The following is a 15,808-nucleotide window of genomic DNA, read 5'->3' as shown; positions in this document are numbered from 1 at the left end:
CCATCGCATTGACTAAATGATCGCCCCTGAACCGTCGGGGCACCACTGAAACAGATTTGAGGTTTTACGAATGGAAGATTTCTTGAGGGCTTGCCACACCACCATCAAGGATAGCGGGGCAGAGGAGCTGGCAGGAAAAATGTGCATGGCTCACGTGAGCCTTCTGCAGCGCTCAAACCCGGACAACGCGGCGCACCACCTAACGATCGAGCATCTGTTTGGCGTGCTGCTCCACACACAAGACATGCGCCCGCTGGTGGCGCTCGCTGACCAATTCGGTTTTGACCTCGTGGCTCGTGAAAAGCCTAAAGCCAAACCGCTGATGACCGCGCTGGGCCTATTGTCCGCGGAATGCGGTGATGTTGGTCGATTGATTTTCGATGCTACGGCGGACAACCACATCAGCCAGCACGAAAAAGCCCAGGGCGATAAAGCAATCCTTGAGGCGATAGACGCTCTGCAAGTTTTGCGCGAATCGCTGAAGGCCGCCTGAATCACAGGCATAAAAAAACCGCCTGGCAGGGCGGTTCTTTCAACAGCAGAAACAATTCGTGGGGCCATTATGAACATGACAGCTACCCCTGGCAATACCCCTAGTGTCGCGACACTTTTTGGCAATTCTGAAAAGGTGTCGCGCCACACAATGTCTTCGCGCGAGATCGCAGATCTGGTAGAGGCTCGCCACAACGATGTCATCGCGACAATCGAGCGGCTCTTCAGTAAAGGGCTTTTACGATCTGATCGTAAAAGCCGCCGAGAGTCGACTGGCGGGCGTCCAATTGATGTCTACGACCTTACGGAGCGTGACACCCATCTAGTGATCGCGGGTTACAGCGACGAGCACCGAGCTCGTGTGATCGACCGGTGGCAGGAGTTGGAGTCGAAGGTTGTCGGGCAGCTCCAAATCCCCACCAACTTCGCCGAAGCCCTCCAACTAGCCGCCGATCAGGCCAAGCAGAACGCTTCGCTGCACCAGGTAATCCAGCAGCAGGCGCCCAAGGTTCAAGCCCTGGAGCGCCTGTCCGCCACCGACGGCTCTATCTGCATCACCTCGGCTGCCAAGCAGTTGGGCATCGGCCCGCTGAAACTCTTCAAGTGGCTCAGCGACAACCGCTGGATATACCGCCGCGCCGCGTTCTCGGCCTGGTCTGCGTACCAACCCCGCCTCACCGCCGGCCTGCTCGAGCACAAGCTGGTCAAGGTAGGCAAGGGCGCCGAGGAAGATCTCAAGGTGGTCGAGCAGGTCATGGTCACCCGCAAAGGCATCACCCATCTCGCAACAGTCCTTCAGGAGGCTTTGTAATGGCCGGCGACTGGATAAAATTCGAACTCACCACCCTGGATAAGCCCGAGGTTTGCCAGATCGCTGACTTGGCCGATATCGACCCTGATGCTGTCGTCGGCAAGCTGATGCGTGTGTGGGGCTGGTTCGACCAGCAAACAGAGAACGGTAACGCTCCGAGCGTTAGCAAAAAGTTACTTGATCGTCTCGTTGGCGTTATCGGTTTCTGCGAACACATGAAATCTGTTGCTTGGATGATCGAGATCGACGGCGTTATCAGCCTCCCGCACTTCGACCGCCACAACGGGAAGACCGCAAAAAACAGGCTTCTTACCGCAAAGCGAGTGGCAAACCACAAGGCAAGCAACGGAAAAATTAACGCTTCGAGCGTTAGCGGTGCGTTACCTAAAGAAGAGAAGAGAAGAGAAGATCAAAACCCTCTCTCTGCGCGGGAGCCAGTCGACCCTCGCATGCCCAGCGAGATGACCCTCGACTGGGTGCCGGACGAAAAGCTCTTGAAAACCTACGCCTTTCATCATGGCCTGTCGCTTGACCTGTTCACCGAGAAAGTGCGGGTCGCATTCACCGGCCACTACGAGCCACAGCACCAGGTCAACACTCAGGCTGAGTGGGTGAGCATGCTGGTCAAGTGGGTGAACAACGACAAGGCCCGCGCTGCCGCCACCAACGTCACGCCGATACGTCAGAAGCCAGCACCGGCATCGGACTTCGATGACGACGACATCGACTGGCAGAACGGGGTGCAATCGTGATGAAGCAAGTATCCGCCGTTACCCAGGGCCTTTGGGCTAACCCCGCAGCCGGTGAGTTCATCCCGAAAGATGAGATCCAGGCGCCCCAGGACGAAGGCCGACACCAGATGGCGGTCGCTATAAACGATCTGTTCACTGAGCTTCGTCTCATTCGCTCAGCATGGCGCCAAGCCTGGCCGGACAAGGAGACCTACCGAGCCGCCAAGGTCCAGTGGATGCAAGCCTTCCTCGACGAAGGCATCCGCACCCAGGGCCAGATCGAATTCGGCATGATCAAGGCGCGCAAGCAGGTGTCCGACTTCATCCCGAGCCCGGGTCAGTTCATTGAATGGTGCAAGCCGACCCCGGAAATGCTCGGCCTGCCTCCCTTGGCAGCGGCTCACCGTGAAGCCGTGAGGAACGCCCATCCAGGCATGGCGGGGCAGGGCAAGTGGTCGCACGATGCTGTCTGGCACACGGCCAAAGAATGCGGTTTTGAGAGCCTGAACAAGCTCGATGCCGCGCTGAGCCTGAAGCTGTTCGACCGGAACTACACGATCACTATTCGGCGCTTGCTCGACGGCTTGCCGCTTCAGTCAATGCCCAAGGCGCTGCCGGCCAAGGTAGATGGCCGAATCACTCCCGAAGTCGGCAAGGGAGCTATCGCCGAACTGCGCGCCCGGCTAGCAGGTGGCTCCAGATGAGCAAACTCACCAAAGCCGCCCGCGATCGCGAGTGCCAAGTACGGTTTCCCGGCTGCTCCTGCGAGCCATCCACCACAGTACTGGCTCACTACCGCCTGGCCGGTACCTGTGGCGTGGGCATGAAGCCCAATGACTTCCAGGCTGCCTGGGCCTGCAGTTACTGCCACGACATCGCCGACGGCCGCCTGCGTGCGCCGGTGCAGTTGACCCATGACGACGTGCGTCTTTACCTCGCCGAGGGCGTGATGCGTACCCAGGACATCCTGATTCGCGAAGGGAAGGTGAAGCTTTGAAACCGTTCAGCCCGAAGGCCTTCAGCGTCAAGCCGGTGCGTGCCAAGTCAATCGACCGCGAGGGCCTCGAGCAGGCCGCGCTGATCAAGGAGATCAGCCTGCGTTATCCCGCCGCCTCGAAGCTGATCTTCCACGTCCCGAACGGTGGCCACCGGCACAAGCTGGTGGCGATCAAGCTGAAAGAGCAGGGCGTGAAGGCTGGAGTTCCTGACCTGGTGCTGCCGATGGCCCGCGGCGGTTACTTCGGCCTGTACATCGAATTCAAGGCCCGGGCGCCGTATGACGCCGCCGTCTCCCCGGCCCAGGACGCATACCTACAGGCGCTGACTGATCAGGGTTACCTGGCCATCGTCTGCCGTGGGCACGTCGACGCCATTGAGGCCATCAGGGCCTACCTTCTTCAACCTCAAACCAAGGCCGCCGCATGACCCAGACACTGCTCACTTCGTTTACCGACGCAGAGATCCGGCGGCAGGCCGGCAATACCCATATCCGTGACCTGCGTGATGCTCGGTACCCAGGCGTGTATTTCCGCTTCCATCAAAACCGTGATCGCGGGACTTGGCACCTTGTGGTGGGCAAGAAGTGGGAGAAGATCGCCGGATTTCCAGAGCTGCCGGTGAAGGGGTTGGTCAGCGCGCTGCCGAAGATCCGCGAACGCCTGGCAGCCGACCCGAAGGCATCAGCCGCCGCTGGCACGTTGCAGACCGTTGGCCAGTTGCTGGACTGGTTCACCGCCCGCCAGTCCGTTGACCGCAGCCTGTCGGCCAAGCGCCGCTCTACCAACACCTCGATCATCTCCTGCCACCTGAAGCCACGGCTCGCCGATCTGTCGGTGGAAGAGGTGGACCGCTCGACACTCGACAAGCTGGTGATGTGGCCGATGCAGGCCGAAATGTCCCTGTCCTACGTCCGCCTGATGTGGGGTGTGCTGGTGGTCGCATTCCGCCAGGCCGAGAAACTGCGGCTGATCACCACCAACCCCATCGCCGGGTTCAAGTTCACCGACTTCACCAAGGCCCGCATCCAACCCAAGCCATCACGGCTGCGCGCCGTCCAGCTCGAGGAAGTGATCGGGCAATTGGCCGCCGGCTTCGACCAACACCCTCGGGACTGCATGCTGGCCCTGATGATGTTGTGCCACGGCACTCGCTCCGGGGAGACCAGGCAGGCCCAATGGTCGCACCTGACCTTGGGCGAGCAGGGTGAGTGGTTCATCCCCACCGAGAACACCAAGACCCGCTGCGAGCATCACCTGCCGCTGACCCATCAGGTATGCGCTCTGCTGGAGCGGTACCGGGATTGGCAGGCGGCCAAGGGCTACAAGGGCACCTACATGTTCCCGGCGCGCAACCGTGGCCCGATCAGTGATAGTCAGGCCTGTGCCGTGTTCACCCGGTTGGGTAAGGGCGAGTGGACCAGCCACGACCTGCGCAAGGTTGCCCGCACCGGGTGGACCGACCTGGGCGTCGACTTCCTCATCGGCGAGATGCTGGTCAACCACACCATGACCCGCAACGTGCAGACCTACATCCATACCTCGGCGGAACTGCTCAAGCGTGAGGCCTTGAACAAGTGGCATGAATGGTTAGACGGGAAGGGCTTCAACCTGATTCACCGCTCGACCATGACTAGAAACGGAAATTCGCACAATGGCGCCGAGGCCTTGAATGGCGCGGCCTCTAGCCAAATCCAGAAACCATAAAAGGCGAGGTTTAAAAATGATGAAAAAGAGCAGTGGCCCCGCCTTGGTGCGCAGCTTGATACCGCTCACGGACTGCCCGTCATGCGCCGGCAAAGGGATGATCAAGGGCGTCTTTCACGAGCTCGACTGCATCGGATGTCACTCGTCCGGCTTCGTCCATGCCCAGACGCTTGAGCCGCTGCTGATCGAGGACCTGGTGGTTCAGCTCGGTCGGATGGTCAGGCGGGAGCGCAGTAGGTTGATGATTACGGTCAGCCCGTCGCGCCGCATGGCTGATGACTACCAACAGAACAATAGCCGCGGCCCAGGCCGCTCATCTTACAAAGGGGATTGAGCCATGGCCTTCACACCGAGCTTTAAAGAACGCACCGCCGAGGATCTGCTCGAGCATTGGGGCCGCTGGGTTGTCCTGGGCTCCGGTGTGTCCTGCTGCGCCTCTCGCGAGAACACCATCCTGTCGCCGATGATCACCGATGACGACGCGCTTATGATCGATGGGCTGATGGGCCGTCTGCTTAAGCGGTACCACGAATGCGGCCAGGTGCTGATGAAGTACTACACCACCCGCGACAGTTCATTGATGGAAGTCGGAAAGAAGATGGGCTTCGGCGAAGAGAAGACGCGCGGGCTGTGGAAGGCCGGCATTGCCTGGATTGATGGGGCTTTAGATATTCGTCGTCAGGCTGCTTGACAGGCCCGGGGGACGATATATAGATTTAAGTTACTTTGCGGTTTTTCCGCGAGCAAAGCCAGACCCTAGAGTTGGGCTTTTTGCTTTCTACACTTCCTTGAGCCTCGGCATTTGCCGGGGCTTTTTCGTTTTCGGCTCCACCACACCCATCGCTCCGAGCTGGGAGTGCTGCTGGAGCTGGATCTATTCGCTCCCCGAAAGGGAGGAACCTGAGATGCCGAACATGCCAGACAAGCCAGACACCTGGGCGATTGTGCTTGCGTGGTTGAGCCAGCATTCGCCCCTTCTGTACGCGGCTGGCCTTTCCTGTGCCATGGCTGTGTTGCGTATCACCTACGGCGGTGGTACGCGCCGCCAGATGCTGGTCGAGGGCGCCATCTGCGGCGGGCTCACCCTGACCATCATCAGCGGTTTCGAGTTCTTCGGACTTCCTCAAAGCATGGCTGCGTTCGTTGGTGGTTGGGTTGGCTTGCTCGGTGTCGAGAAGGTTCGTGCAATTGCCGATAGGGTGACTGACTTCAAGTTGCCAAACAGGGCGCCTTGATCATGCCGCTCAGGCCAAAGAAACCTTGTAACGCTCAGGGCTGCAACGTGCTTACCCGAAACCCGCGCTACTGCGATGCCCACAAGGACATCGGAAAGAGCGCCGAGGCCAAGCGCCGTGAGCAGCAGCGTGAGACCAGCGCCCAGCGTGGGTACAGCTACAAGTGGCAGCAGGCTCGCAAGGCGTACCTGACCAAGCATCCTCTCTGTGCTGAGTGCGAGCGTCAGGGCTTGGTGGTCGCGGCTACTGACCTTGACCACGTCGTTCCTCACAAGGGTGACAAGGCCGTGTTCTGGGACAGTTCGAACTGGCAAGCCCTGTGCCATCCCTGCCACAGCAGAAAGACGGCGTCCGAGGACGGCGGCTGGGGCAATCCATCGAGAAATCGTGCGAATTGACCGATTCGAGCGCCGTAATGAGGATGAATCTCAATACGGGAGGGGGAGGGTGAAAAGTTCGGGCTTTTCGTGAGCTAGACCGTCCCCTTGGCCTTTTTCTTACACCCGCGAAATTAAAAATTCAGGAGTTGCGCGATGGGAGGCACCGCCACGGTCGCCGGCCGTGGTCGCAAACCCAAGCCAACGGCCAAAAAATTACTCGCCGGAAACCCTGGCAAGCGCGCGCTGAATACAGCCGAACCTCAGTTTTCCAAGATCACCCAGATCGACCCACCGGAGTGGTTCAGCCCTCGGGCCGCCACTATGTGGAACATGATTGTCCCTGAGTTGCTGCGCGAGAACGTGGTGGCAATCACGGACCTGCACAACGTTGAGGCCTTCTGTAGCGCCTACGACAACTGGCGGCTGGCACAGGAATCTATCCAGAAGAACGGCATCGTGGTTGAGGGTGCCACTGGCGGGCCAATGAAAAACCCGGCCCTGACCGCTGCGAACGAAACGATGCGCCAGATGGTGACGTTCGGTTCGATGCTGGGCTTGGACCCGGCCAGCCGCACCCGGTTGATCGGCGGAAACAAGGAGAAAGAAACCAACGAATTTGCGAACCTGTTGAGAACCTGATGACCAAATCTGCCCACCCCAATGTCGACAAGGCAACGGCGTGGGGTCGGTCATTGCTCCGCGGTAAGGTTCCTGCGTGCCGTTATATCCACCAGGCGGTGCAGCGCCACTTCGATGATCTGGCCGCGAGCCGCAAGCGCGGGTTCCGTTTCAAGTTCGACCCGGCCAAGGCAGAGAAGAAGCTCAAGCTGATGCAGCTTCTCCCGCACACCAAGGGCGAGTGGGCATTCAAGCGTCAGCTGATTACGCTGGAGCCTTGGCAGCTTTTCGGTCTGGCCGTGACATTCGGCTGGGTCAAGAAGAAGGGCGGACACCGCCGGTTCCGTGAAAGCTACTGGGAAGTGCCCAGGAAGAACGGAAAATCTGTTGTTGCGGGCGGTGTCGGCATCAGCATGTTCGTTGCCGATGGCGAATTTGGTGCCGAGGTATACGCCGGTGCGACCACAGAGAAGCAAGCGTGGGAGGTTTTCCGGCCCGCGAAGCTCATGGTCAGCAAGTCACCGATGCTGATTCAAGCCGCAGGGATCGAGGTTAACGCCTCGAACATGAACATCCCGTCCGACTTCAGCCGGTTCGAGCCATTGATCGGTAACCCGGGCGACGGGGCCTCGCCAAGCTGCGCCATCGTCGACGAATACCACGAGCACCCAACGTCGGCCCAGTACGACACCATGCTCACAGGCATGGGCGCCCGGCGTCAGCCGTTGATGTTCATCATCACGACCGCCGGCGCCGACATTGAGGGCCCGTGCTACGACAAGCGCCGCCAGGTCGTCGAGATGCTGGCCGGCACCGTGCCGGACGAAGAGTTATTCGGCTGGATCTGGACCCTGGACGAGGGTGACGATTGGACCGATCCGAAGATGCTGGCCAAGGCCAACCCGAACCACGGCGTTTCTGTGTTTCAGGAGTACTTGGAAAGTCAGCAGGCCAGAGCAATTCGCTCAGCACGCTTTGCCAACACCTTCAAAACGAAGCACCTAAACCTCTGGGTTAGCGCCAAGTCCGGTTTCTACAACATGGAAAGCTGGAAGGCTTGCGAAGACACGTCGCTGACCCTGGAGCAGTTCGAGGGGCAGGAGTGGATTGCAGGTTTCGACTTGGCACGAAAGCTCGACATGAACTCAAGGGCGAGACTGTTCTGGCGCGTCATCGATGGGAAAAATCACTACTACAGCATCGCGCCGAAGTTCTGGGTTCCTTACGACACCGCTTTCAACACCGACAACAAACGGATGGCTGAGCGATTCCAGGCTTGGATTCATTCCAAGCATTTGGATGTCACCGACGGTGCTGAAGTCGACTACCGCGAGATCCTTGAGGACACCAAGGAGGCAAGCCACCATGCCCCGGTGCGTGAGTGCCCGATTGACCCTCACGGCGCTACAGGACTGAGTCACGACCTCGATGACCAAGGTTTCGAACCGATCACGATCACTCAGAACTACACCAACATGTCCGACCCCATGAAGGAGTTGGAGGCCGCCATTGAGGCGGGCCGTTTTCACCATGACGGCAACCCGATTATGACCTGGTGTATCGCCAACGTGATCGGCAAGAACATGCCGGGGAACGACGACATTGTCCGTCCAATCAAGCAAGGCGACGACAACAAAATCGACGGCGCCGTAGCTCTGATCATGGCGATCGGGCGTGTCCTGGCAAACCTTCACCCCGAAGACACTCTCTCTGACCACATCTCAAAGCACGGAATTCGAACCCTATGACCGACGAAATCAAGCCGCCAAAGCTGGAGGCGCTGAAAGAGGCTGCCCCCGATCTCGTCGGCGTCCTTGGTTTGGCATTGCTGACCCGTGGTCTTTGGTCCTGGATGGGTGAGCCACTGGCGTTGACTGTCTGTGGTGCGCTGTTAATCACCTTGTCAGTGGCCTCTATTGTTCGAGGGGGCCGCTGATGCTTCGCGCGATGCTTGGAAGGAAGAGCGGAGCCCAGGTCATTGATACGCCAGAGAAGCTGGCTCAGGCGCTGGGTGCGGGCTACGAAAGCAATGCCGGTCAGCGAGTAACAACTACCAGCGCCATGCAGCAACTGGTCGTATTCAACTGCGTTCGGGTGTTGGCCGAGTCGATGGGGATGCTGCCATGTCGGCTACTTAAGCAGACCGGTCGAGTTCGATTGCCCGCAACGACACACCGGCTCTACCCACTCATTACTATGGCGCCGAATAGCTACATGACCGCCCAGGAGTTCTGGGAGATGTTGGTGGCGTGCCTGTGCCTTCGTGGCAACTTCTACGCCTACAAGGTGATGGCGCTGGGTAACGTGGTTGAACTATTGCCGCTCAGCCCTGACATCGTTACGCCAAAACTCAAAGACGACTGGACGGTTGAATACACCGTCAACTTTAAGTCGGGGACACGGACGCTGACCCAGGATGAGCTGTGGCATGTGCGGCTATTTACGCTTGACGGGCTCAACGGGTTAAACCCAATCGCCTATGCGCGCCAAGCGCTGGGCCTGGGCCAGGCAATGGATGCTCACGCCGCCAAGCTCTTCACGAATGGTGCCGTTACCAGCGGTGTTTTGCGCACTGAACAGCAGCTCACCGACGAAGCATTTGCGCGGCTCAAGGCGGACTTTCAGGGCGAGCACATGGGTGTGGCCAACGCCTATAAGCCAATGATTCTGGAGATGGGGCTGGATTGGAAGCCAATCAGCCTTAACGCCCAGGATACCCAGTTCATTGAATCCAAAAAGCTGACAGAAGCGCAGATCTGCGGCTTGTTCCGGGTGCCGCCGCACCTGGTTGCCAGCATGGAGAAGATGACGCTCAACAACATTGAGCACATGGGCATGAGCTTCGTGAACTACTCGCTGGTTCCGATCATGACTCGCATCGAGCATCGCATCCAAGTCGGTCTGCTCAACGAGAAAGACCGACTTACCCATTACGCCAAGTTCAACGCCGGCGCGCTGATGCGTGGCGATCTGAAGGGGCGGTACGAGTCTTACGGCAAGGGCATCCAGTGGGGGATCTTGAGCCCCAACGACTGCCGCGAGCTGGAGGACGAAAACCCCCGCGAAGGCGGCGATATCTACCTCACCCCAATGAACATGACCACCAATCCAGAGGCTGCCGACGATGCAGACAAAACAGCGCCTTGACGTGCCGCTGACCATTAAGTCGGTCAGCGACAGCGGCGAGTTCGAAGGCTACGGCTCAGTATTCGGCGTCGTGGACAGCTACAGCGATGTAGTTGTCCGCGGTGCATTTGCGGCAAGTCTCGCCAGGTGGAAGGAAAAAGGGCGTCTGCCGGCGATGCTCTGGCAGCACCAAATGAGCGAGCCGATTGGCGTTTACACCGAGATGCGCGAGGACGACGTAGGGCTTTATGTCAAAGGCCGCCTCTTGGTTGAGGCAGATCCTCTGGCCAAGCGTGCGCACGGACACATGAAGGCAGGAAGCCTTACCGGCCTATCCATCGGCTACATGCTTGAGGATGGTGGCTACGACTATGACAAGGAAAAGGGTATCTGGCTGCTGAAGGCTATCGACCTCTGGGAAGTATCCCCGGTCACCTTCCCGGCCAATGACGAGGCCCGGATCACTGATGTGAAATCTCTGCTGGCCCGCGGCGAAACACCGCCGCCCAGCAAAGTGGAGCGAGCCCTTCGAGAGGTTGGGTTTTCTGGCTCCCAGGCCAAGGCCTTTATGGCCAAGGGCTACGGCGCAGTTTCACCGCGAGAGGCGGATGCCGAAGAAGCAATGCAATCACTCAAATCACTGTTGACCCGCATTTAAGGAGCCTCTCATGGCTGTTGAAAAGAAAGATATTGAAGACGTAGCTGAAGCCCTGGGCAAGAAGTTCGACGAGTTCAAGAAGACCAACGACAAGCGCATCGATGGCCTGGAAGAAGAAAAAGGCAAATTGTCCGGTCAGGTCGATACGCTCAACGAAAAGCTGAGCGAGCTGGATGAGCTGAAAAGCAACCTGGAAAAAGAGCTGTTGGCCCTCAAGCGCCCAGACGGCACTGGCACCAAGGCTGCCAGCGAGCACAAAACCGCGTTCATGCAATTCGTGCGCAAGGGTATCGAGACCGGCCTGGGCGAACTGCAGGCCAAGGCATTGCAGGTAGGCGTTGAAGCCGACGGCGGTTTTGCGGTTCCTGAAGAACTGGACCGCAGCATTATCGAACTGTTGCGCGATACCTCGCCGATGCGCCAGGTGTGCAACCAAATCACGGTTGGCAGCCCGGACTACAAGCGTTTGGTGAACCTTGGTGGTAACGGTGCTGGCTGGGTTGGCGAAACCGATCCGCGCCCGGCAACCAATACCCCGAAGCTGGGTAACATCTCTGCCTTTATGGGCGAGCTGTACGCCAACCCGCAGGCCACTCAGACCAGCCTTGACGACATCTTCTTCGATGCCGAGGGCTGGTTGAACGGCGAGGTTGCCCGCGACTTCTCTGAGAAGGAAGGCAATGCTTTCCTGAAGGGTGACGGCGTCAACAAGCCAAAAGGGCTGCTGGCTTACAGCCTGGATGTGAAGGGCGACGACGATCGTGCTTTCGGTGTTCTGCAAAAGCTCGTCTCTGGCGCCGCCGGCGCGATCACTGGCGATAGCTTGATCAACCTCATTCACGCCCTCAAGGCGGGATACCGTGCAAACGGCACTTGGATGATGGGCAACCTGACTGTTGCCTATGTCCGAAAGCTGAAGGACAGCGAGGGCAACTACCTGTGGCGCCCAGGCCTGGAAGCTGGTGCACCGTCGGTCCTTCTGGGTTACGGGATCACCGAAAATGAAGATATGCCCGACGTTGCCGCCGATGCCAATGCAATTGCATTCGGTGACTTCAAGCGCGCTTACACCGTTGTCGACCGTATCGGCACCCGCGTGCTGCGCGACCCCTACACCAACAAGCCTTTTGTTGGCTTCTACACCACCAAGCGCGTCGGCGGCATGCTGGTCGACTCTCAGGCCGTGAAGATTCTCACCCTGAGCGCCGCTGCCTGAATGGGCGGGCGCCTACGGGCGCCCAGACTGCCGGAGGATTTATGCCGATCATTATTGTGAAAAAACCGTTCCCATTCTCTGCGGATGGCAACCATGTAGTTGAGGTTCCTGCCGGCGAGCAGGATGTCTCGGAGCGTTGCGCGCTGGTGGCGGTCGAGCACCTGGGCGTGGCGTCCTATCCCAATCAACTGGACTCCAATGGTCTGAAGCTGGATGGGCCGACCATTGCTGAGTTTTTAGCAGCCGGCTACCTGGCGGTGAATTACCCACCCGAGGGTTACGCATCGCGCAGCTCGCAGGAAGAAATCGACGCGGCTATCGATGCGCAGAAAGAAACCGATCCGCTCAAGATGAAGGTTCCCGACCTGAAGGCCTGGCTCACCGGCAAAGGGATCGAGTTCGATCCGTCCGCAAACAAGGAAGCCCTTCAGGCGCTGGTGCCAAAGGGTGATTGATCTCCCCATCGTCAAGGCTCACTTACGGGTCGACCATGACGATGAGGACTCGCTGATACAGGGCTACACGGACGCAGCCCTCAGCGCGTTTGAGACCTGGACCAATCGCACGCTTGTCGATCCAGAGACGGCTTTGCCAGACCCCGTCGGCAATGCGCTTCTGATGACAAAGGCGATTAAGCAGGGAGCGCTGCTGCTGATAGGTCATTGGTACAGCAGTCGCGAGACGGTGGTTGTTGGAACAATCACTGCTGAGTTGCCAATGGCAACCAATGCGCTATGGAAGCCTCACCGCTGGGTGAATGTATGAGAGCCGGCCCAATGCGTCACCGCTGCACGATGTACAGGCCGGTTCTGACCAAGAACAAATCAGGTGGCTTCGATACAGCCTGGCTCGATATCGGCAAGCTTTGGGCTGAGATCGTTCTGCCAACTGGGCGGGTTTCGCCTGTGGCTGAGCAATTGAAGGCCGTGGTCACCGCTGAAATCCGAGTCCGTCCGCGCAAGGATGTTGTCGCGGGAAATCGACTCGTCGAAATGGTTGGAGGTCGCGCCATCGCAACCTACCTGATCGAGGCTCCACTGCCTAACAACGAGCGCGACATGCTTCGGCTGCTGTGTTCAAACGTCCCCAACCCTTAGAGGTAAATCATGAAAGTTATTGCCCTGGGCACCCTGTCCGGCGCTACCGGCGACCGGGAGAAGGGTGAAGAGTTTACGGTGGATGCCAAGCTCGGCGCCGACCTTGTGTTGCGTCAACTGGTACAGCCAGTGCCCGATACAGCGCCTGCGTCTGAAAAGGCAGCCAAGACCAAGGAGTAGGCCATGGCCGCCCGCCGCTCGCGCATGTCCGGAGACTTCAAGCTGCGCCGGACGCTGCGCACCATCCACCAATCCATGGATAACGAACTGGCCCCGGTAATGCGCGACAGCGCTGAGCGGATTCTTTCGACGATGAAGGATTTGATCCCGAAAGACACTGGTGCCGCCGCCGCTGCGCTTACAATTTTCGTTTCGCAGAGCGGCCTCGACGCCCAAATCGGCATCCGCGGGAAGAAGAACAAGCAACGGTTCTTCTACCTGCGCTTCATCGAATACGGTACCAAGGGCTACACCGGAAACAAGCGCGCCGGGGGCCGCACGCGCCGCCCCACGAACAAGGCTGACGGCACCAACTTCTTTGGCAAGTATCCAGACATTCCGGCCCGCCCGGCGCACCCCTGGCTTCGTCCTTCGAAGGACGTGAACCGGGAGTATGTCGTGGCCAACATTCGGGCTGCGATCGGTCGAACGCTGAGCAAGGCGAGTAAGGGGCTATCCAATGGCTGATCCGTCTGTTGCGTTGCAGGAGGCGCTGTTCGCCAGGCTGGAGGCCGAGGTCTCGTGCCCCGTCTACGATGGTGCGCCGCTGGACACGGCGATGCCATACGTATCCATTGACCGAGAACTGTCCACGAACATCTCGCCCGTCGCCGGCCGGAAGCGCGAGCAGCGCCTGATTTACCTGTCGGTATGGTCTGATGCCCACGGCCAGGCCGAGGTGAAACGGATAACCGGTGAAGTCGTGGCCGCCCTGGATGAGCGCCGCCTGCCGTTGACCGTCGGGCGCGCTGTATCTGTCCGTGTTGAGCAAGCCGACGCCCAGCGCGATGCTGACGGCGTCACGTATCAGGGATCGATCACAGTCCGCATTATCACCACCCACTAAACCCAACACCGGCCGCCTCGCGGCTTTATCCAATGTGCCTTTGGAGGAACCCCCATGGCCGATGACAACCTCAACACCGCCGCCGGCTGCCGGATCGGCATCGGTAGCAAGAACGGCGCGGACACTGAAGCGCTCTATAAGGCTGACACTTATGTCGATATCGGCGAGGTGGAAGACCTGGGCGAGTTCGGTGACACGTTCAGCTCTGTGACCTTTACGTCGCTGCGCGATGGCCGTGTGCGCAAGCACAAGGGCACCGCTGACGCTGGCGACCTGACCCTGGCCGTTGGCCTGGATAACGGCGACCTGGGCCAGGCCAAGCTGAAGATCGCTCACAAGGATCGCAGCAAGGGCGACTACAACATCAAGATCACCCTGAACGATGGCGATCCTGATGCCACCCCGGCGCTGCTGCCGACCACCTTCTACCTGCGCGGGAAGGTGATGAACAACACCGTCGCCCCTGGCGCCGCTGACAACGTGGTTCGCCGCAACGTCACGATCGGCATCAACTCCGACATCCTGGAAATTCTCCCGGCCGCCGCCTAACCCGAGGGGCTTCGGCCCCAAACCCCAAGGATTCGACACATGAGCAAGACCCTTTACGGTACCGTCGAAATCAAGCTCGGCGACGAGACCTACACCCTCACGCCTACGCTCGGCGCGGTGCGCGCTATCGAGGCGCACTTCGGCGGCCTGCGCGGGGCGTCACAGGCCATCAATGCGCTGAGCATCGACGGTTGCGCCGTGATCATCGCGGGCGGTGCTGGCTTGAAAGGCAAGGCTGCCGAGGCTGTCGCTGAGCAGGTTTGGCAGACTGGCGTGCTGGACGTGTCCGTGCAGCTCAACGGCTATCTGGTCGCGCTGTACAATCCGAAGGGCCCTGATGCGGGAAAGGAAAAGCCGGCGGCGGCGTAAGTGCTGTCGAGAACGGCAGCTACGTCGACCGGCTCTACGCAGTGGCCACCGGCTGGCTGGGCTGGCCGCCTGACCTGGCCTGGTCCACGCCGATGCCCGAACTGTTTCTGGCCATGGATGCCAAGATCGAATGGGCGCAGATGACCAACCCCTTTGGTGGCGGAAAGGCGAAAGCCAAGGCCGATAAGCCGTCCGCGTCGACTGTGGCCGATAAGCTGCGGCAGGCGCTGACTGGGCGGCAGGCTGGGCAGCTAGCAAGGTCTGGCGGGTGAGTTAGGCATATGCGCTTTCGAGCTCGATGATGATAAAGTCCTGTCATTTCTCAGCGAGGGACCGACATGAAATTTATTGCATTGGCGTTGGCTTTGTTAGTGGTTGCAGGCTGTTCAACGTCTCCCATTTCATCTAGCGAGGCGTCGAAGGTTCCCTCTAGTCGATTGCACGCTTTTACCAGCAAGCAAGAGTCAACTCTTGTTGTCACTCGGGATACAGGGGTGCTGGGAGCTGCTTGTAATTATAAGTTTTATATAGATGGCACTTTTGCTGCGGAGTTCGGCTCGGGCGAAACGGCGACATTCGGCATTAAGGCTGGATCGCACGTCCTTGGTATAGCCGCAGCAGTGCCTTGCGGTGGAGCAGGCTTGCTGGAGTCAGAAGTTGTTGTCGCTGCTGGCCAGGTCGCGAAAAGGCGCATCTACACAAACCATTCGGGGTTCCAACTAACCCCGACGAGTTACTAAAAAAAGAGACCCGCTTGG

Annotated in this window: 27 protein-coding genes; all 27 read left to right on the top strand. The window is 59.2% G+C overall.

The annotated features are described in order from the left end of the window. Positions 1–70: 70 nt before the first annotated feature. The 27 genes from RGV59_RS26240 (at position 71) to RGV59_RS26110 (ending at position 15,790) form a co-directional block, all read left to right on the top strand. Positions 71–493 carry a phage regulatory CII family protein gene (locus RGV59_RS26240; RefSeq protein ID WP_322247102.1) on the top strand — a complete coding sequence of 141 codons (423 nt, stop codon included), beginning with the start codon at positions 71–73 and terminating at the stop codon, positions 491–493. 150 nt (positions 494–643) lie between these two features. Continuing rightward, entirely contained in the window at positions 644–1,303 is a 660-nt protein-coding gene (locus RGV59_RS26235) for a phage antirepressor KilAC domain-containing protein (protein ID WP_416152048.1), read from the top strand. Further along, positions 1,303–2,055 carry a DnaT-like ssDNA-binding domain-containing protein gene (locus tag RGV59_RS26230; RefSeq protein WP_322247100.1) on the top strand — a complete coding sequence of 251 codons (753 nt, stop codon included), beginning with the start codon at positions 1,303–1,305 and terminating at the stop codon, positions 2,053–2,055. Before RGV59_RS26235 ends, RGV59_RS26230 begins: the two co-directional genes overlap by 1 nt. Continuing rightward, positions 2,055–2,738: a replication protein P gene (locus RGV59_RS26225; protein WP_322247099.1), complete on the top strand. Its 684-nt coding sequence runs from the start codon at positions 2,055–2,057 to the stop codon at positions 2,736–2,738. Before RGV59_RS26230 ends, RGV59_RS26225 begins: the two co-directional genes overlap by 1 nt. Further along, entirely contained in the window at positions 2,735–3,031 is a 297-nt protein-coding gene (locus tag RGV59_RS26220) for a DUF1364 domain-containing protein (RefSeq protein ID WP_322247098.1), read from the top strand. The genes RGV59_RS26225 and RGV59_RS26220 overlap by 4 nt, the downstream gene beginning before the upstream one ends. Next, positions 3,028–3,459, top strand: a complete 432-nt coding sequence (locus RGV59_RS26215; protein WP_322247097.1) for a VRR-NUC domain-containing protein — start codon at positions 3,028–3,030, stop codon at positions 3,457–3,459. Before RGV59_RS26220 ends, RGV59_RS26215 begins: the two co-directional genes overlap by 4 nt. Continuing rightward, positions 3,456–4,736: a tyrosine-type recombinase/integrase gene (locus RGV59_RS26210; protein ID WP_322247096.1), complete on the top strand. Its 1,281-nt coding sequence runs from the start codon at positions 3,456–3,458 to the stop codon at positions 4,734–4,736. The genes RGV59_RS26215 and RGV59_RS26210 overlap by 4 nt, the downstream gene beginning before the upstream one ends. 16 nt (positions 4,737–4,752) lie before the next feature. Next, on the top strand, positions 4,753–5,070 hold the full coding sequence (locus tag RGV59_RS26205) for a hypothetical protein (protein ID WP_083272296.1): 318 nt from the start codon (positions 4,753–4,755) through the stop codon (positions 5,068–5,070). Between the two features lie 3 nt (positions 5,071–5,073). Further along, the gene (locus RGV59_RS26200) at positions 5,074–5,427 is read left to right on the top strand and encodes an antiterminator Q family protein (protein ID WP_322247095.1); all 354 of its coding nucleotides are present in this window, start codon (positions 5,074–5,076) and stop codon (positions 5,425–5,427) included. A gap of 214 nt (positions 5,428–5,641) precedes the next feature. Next, positions 5,642–5,971, top strand: coding sequence for a phage holin, lambda family (locus RGV59_RS26195; RefSeq protein WP_322247094.1), 330 nt, complete (start codon positions 5,642–5,644; stop codon positions 5,969–5,971). Between the two features lie 47 nt (positions 5,972–6,018). Next, positions 6,019–6,369: an HNH endonuclease gene (locus tag RGV59_RS26190; protein WP_370737516.1), complete on the top strand. Its 351-nt coding sequence runs from the start codon at positions 6,019–6,021 to the stop codon at positions 6,367–6,369. A gap of 135 nt (positions 6,370–6,504) precedes the next feature. Next, entirely contained in the window at positions 6,505–6,990 is a 486-nt protein-coding gene (locus RGV59_RS26185) for a phage terminase small subunit P27 family (RefSeq protein ID WP_322247093.1), read from the top strand. Further along, positions 6,990–8,717: a terminase large subunit gene (locus RGV59_RS26180; protein ID WP_322247092.1), complete on the top strand. Its 1,728-nt coding sequence runs from the start codon at positions 6,990–6,992 to the stop codon at positions 8,715–8,717. The genes RGV59_RS26185 and RGV59_RS26180 overlap by 1 nt, the downstream gene beginning before the upstream one ends. Beyond that, positions 8,714–8,905 (top strand): hypothetical protein, encoded by a 192-nt coding sequence (locus RGV59_RS26175; RefSeq protein ID WP_102617988.1) that lies wholly within the window; start codon positions 8,714–8,716, stop codon positions 8,903–8,905. The genes RGV59_RS26180 and RGV59_RS26175 overlap by 4 nt, the downstream gene beginning before the upstream one ends. Next, a complete protein-coding gene (locus tag RGV59_RS26170; protein ID WP_322247091.1) occupies positions 8,905–10,116 on the top strand; it encodes a phage portal protein in 1,212 nt (403 codons plus the stop codon). The genes RGV59_RS26175 and RGV59_RS26170 overlap by 1 nt, the downstream gene beginning before the upstream one ends. Continuing rightward, positions 10,094–10,753, top strand: coding sequence for an HK97 family phage prohead protease (locus RGV59_RS26165; protein WP_322247090.1), 660 nt, complete (start codon positions 10,094–10,096; stop codon positions 10,751–10,753). The genes RGV59_RS26170 and RGV59_RS26165 overlap by 23 nt, the downstream gene beginning before the upstream one ends. A 10-nt stretch (positions 10,754–10,763) precedes the next feature. Further along, complete coding sequence (locus RGV59_RS26160) at positions 10,764–11,969, top strand: phage major capsid protein (protein WP_322247089.1); 1,206 nt, start codon at positions 10,764–10,766, stop codon at positions 11,967–11,969. 41 nt (positions 11,970–12,010) lie between these two features. Further along, the gene (locus RGV59_RS26155) at positions 12,011–12,424 is read left to right on the top strand and encodes a HeH/LEM domain-containing protein (RefSeq protein ID WP_322247088.1); all 414 of its coding nucleotides are present in this window, start codon (positions 12,011–12,013) and stop codon (positions 12,422–12,424) included. Further along, positions 12,417–12,734 (top strand): head-tail connector protein, encoded by a 318-nt coding sequence (locus tag RGV59_RS26150; protein WP_322247087.1) that lies wholly within the window; start codon positions 12,417–12,419, stop codon positions 12,732–12,734. The genes RGV59_RS26155 and RGV59_RS26150 overlap by 8 nt, the downstream gene beginning before the upstream one ends. Continuing rightward, positions 12,731–13,066, top strand: coding sequence for a head-tail adaptor protein (locus RGV59_RS26145; protein ID WP_416152042.1), 336 nt, complete (start codon positions 12,731–12,733; stop codon positions 13,064–13,066). The genes RGV59_RS26150 and RGV59_RS26145 overlap by 4 nt, the downstream gene beginning before the upstream one ends. A 9-nt stretch (positions 13,067–13,075) precedes the next feature. Continuing rightward, positions 13,076–13,246 carry a hypothetical protein gene (locus tag RGV59_RS26140; protein WP_322247085.1) on the top strand — a complete coding sequence of 57 codons (171 nt, stop codon included), beginning with the start codon at positions 13,076–13,078 and terminating at the stop codon, positions 13,244–13,246. A 3-nt stretch (positions 13,247–13,249) separates the two neighbouring features. Continuing rightward, the gene (locus RGV59_RS26135) at positions 13,250–13,753 is read left to right on the top strand and encodes an HK97 gp10 family phage protein (protein ID WP_322247084.1); all 504 of its coding nucleotides are present in this window, start codon (positions 13,250–13,252) and stop codon (positions 13,751–13,753) included. After that, positions 13,746–14,132 (top strand): DUF3168 domain-containing protein, encoded by a 387-nt coding sequence (locus RGV59_RS26130; protein ID WP_322247083.1) that lies wholly within the window; start codon positions 13,746–13,748, stop codon positions 14,130–14,132. The genes RGV59_RS26135 and RGV59_RS26130 overlap by 8 nt, the downstream gene beginning before the upstream one ends. A gap of 54 nt (positions 14,133–14,186) precedes the next feature. Further along, the gene (locus RGV59_RS26125) at positions 14,187–14,681 is read left to right on the top strand and encodes a hypothetical protein (RefSeq protein ID WP_322247082.1); all 495 of its coding nucleotides are present in this window, start codon (positions 14,187–14,189) and stop codon (positions 14,679–14,681) included. A 39-nt stretch (positions 14,682–14,720) separates the two neighbouring features. After that, positions 14,721–15,050 carry a hypothetical protein gene (locus RGV59_RS26120; protein ID WP_322247081.1) on the top strand — a complete coding sequence of 110 codons (330 nt, stop codon included), beginning with the start codon at positions 14,721–14,723 and terminating at the stop codon, positions 15,048–15,050. A gap of 41 nt (positions 15,051–15,091) precedes the next feature. Further along, entirely contained in the window at positions 15,092–15,322 is a 231-nt protein-coding gene (locus RGV59_RS26115) for a hypothetical protein (protein WP_322247080.1), read from the top strand. A 66-nt stretch (positions 15,323–15,388) separates the two neighbouring features. After that, positions 15,389–15,790, top strand: a complete 402-nt coding sequence (locus RGV59_RS26110; protein WP_322247079.1) for a hypothetical protein — start codon at positions 15,389–15,391, stop codon at positions 15,788–15,790. Positions 15,791–15,808: the final 18 nt, after the last annotated feature.

Origin of the sequence: Pseudomonas sp. FG1 (assembly GCF_034313875.1) — a bacterium.
In the GTDB taxonomy this organism is placed as follows: domain Bacteria; phylum Pseudomonadota; class Gammaproteobacteria; order Pseudomonadales; family Pseudomonadaceae; genus Aquipseudomonas; species Aquipseudomonas veronii.
Note: the sequence above shows the minus strand (reverse complement) of the source record. Positions and strands in the feature narration are given on the sequence as shown.

What these genes read in the sequence shown, in the direction of transcription:
- RGV59_RS26230 (WP_322247100.1), top strand. Translation starts at nt 1,303, where the DNA reads ATGGCCGGCGACTGGATAAAATTCGAACTCACCACCCTGGATAAGCCC.
- RGV59_RS26145 (WP_416152042.1), top strand. Translation starts at nt 12,731, where the DNA reads ATGAGAGCCGGCCCAATGCGTCACCGCTGCACGATGTACAGGCCGGTT.
- RGV59_RS26220 (WP_322247098.1), top strand. Translation starts at nt 2,735, where the DNA reads ATGAGCAAACTCACCAAAGCCGCCCGCGATCGCGAGTGCCAAGTACGG.
- RGV59_RS26185 (WP_322247093.1), top strand. Translation starts at nt 6,505, where the DNA reads ATGGGAGGCACCGCCACGGTCGCCGGCCGTGGTCGCAAACCCAAGCCA.
- RGV59_RS26130 (WP_322247083.1), top strand. Translation starts at nt 13,746, where the DNA reads ATGGCTGATCCGTCTGTTGCGTTGCAGGAGGCGCTGTTCGCCAGGCTG.
- RGV59_RS26120 (WP_322247081.1), top strand. Translation starts at nt 14,721, where the DNA reads ATGAGCAAGACCCTTTACGGTACCGTCGAAATCAAGCTCGGCGACGAG.
- RGV59_RS26135 (WP_322247084.1), top strand. Translation starts at nt 13,250, where the DNA reads ATGGCCGCCCGCCGCTCGCGCATGTCCGGAGACTTCAAGCTGCGCCGG.
- RGV59_RS26125 (WP_322247082.1), top strand. Translation starts at nt 14,187, where the DNA reads ATGGCCGATGACAACCTCAACACCGCCGCCGGCTGCCGGATCGGCATC.
- RGV59_RS26140 (WP_322247085.1), top strand. Translation starts at nt 13,076, where the DNA reads ATGAAAGTTATTGCCCTGGGCACCCTGTCCGGCGCTACCGGCGACCGG.
- RGV59_RS26200 (WP_322247095.1), top strand. Translation starts at nt 5,074, where the DNA reads ATGGCCTTCACACCGAGCTTTAAAGAACGCACCGCCGAGGATCTGCTC.
- RGV59_RS26175 (WP_102617988.1), top strand. Translation starts at nt 8,714, where the DNA reads ATGACCGACGAAATCAAGCCGCCAAAGCTGGAGGCGCTGAAAGAGGCT.
- RGV59_RS26110 (WP_322247079.1), top strand. Translation starts at nt 15,389, where the DNA reads ATGAAATTTATTGCATTGGCGTTGGCTTTGTTAGTGGTTGCAGGCTGT.
- RGV59_RS26225 (WP_322247099.1), top strand. Translation starts at nt 2,055, where the DNA reads ATGAAGCAAGTATCCGCCGTTACCCAGGGCCTTTGGGCTAACCCCGCA.
- RGV59_RS26165 (WP_322247090.1), top strand. Translation starts at nt 10,094, where the DNA reads ATGCAGACAAAACAGCGCCTTGACGTGCCGCTGACCATTAAGTCGGTC.
- RGV59_RS26235 (WP_416152048.1), top strand. Translation starts at nt 644, where the DNA reads ATGTCTTCGCGCGAGATCGCAGATCTGGTAGAGGCTCGCCACAACGAT.
- RGV59_RS26240 (WP_322247102.1), top strand. Translation starts at nt 71, where the DNA reads ATGGAAGATTTCTTGAGGGCTTGCCACACCACCATCAAGGATAGCGGG.
- RGV59_RS26195 (WP_322247094.1), top strand. Translation starts at nt 5,642, where the DNA reads ATGCCGAACATGCCAGACAAGCCAGACACCTGGGCGATTGTGCTTGCG.
- RGV59_RS26170 (WP_322247091.1), top strand. Translation starts at nt 8,905, where the DNA reads ATGCTTCGCGCGATGCTTGGAAGGAAGAGCGGAGCCCAGGTCATTGAT.
- RGV59_RS26155 (WP_322247088.1), top strand. Translation starts at nt 12,011, where the DNA reads ATGCCGATCATTATTGTGAAAAAACCGTTCCCATTCTCTGCGGATGGC.
- RGV59_RS26210 (WP_322247096.1), top strand. Translation starts at nt 3,456, where the DNA reads ATGACCCAGACACTGCTCACTTCGTTTACCGACGCAGAGATCCGGCGG.
- RGV59_RS26205 (WP_083272296.1), top strand. Translation starts at nt 4,753, where the DNA reads ATGATGAAAAAGAGCAGTGGCCCCGCCTTGGTGCGCAGCTTGATACCG.
- RGV59_RS26160 (WP_322247089.1), top strand. Translation starts at nt 10,764, where the DNA reads ATGGCTGTTGAAAAGAAAGATATTGAAGACGTAGCTGAAGCCCTGGGC.
- RGV59_RS26180 (WP_322247092.1), top strand. Translation starts at nt 6,990, where the DNA reads ATGACCAAATCTGCCCACCCCAATGTCGACAAGGCAACGGCGTGGGGT.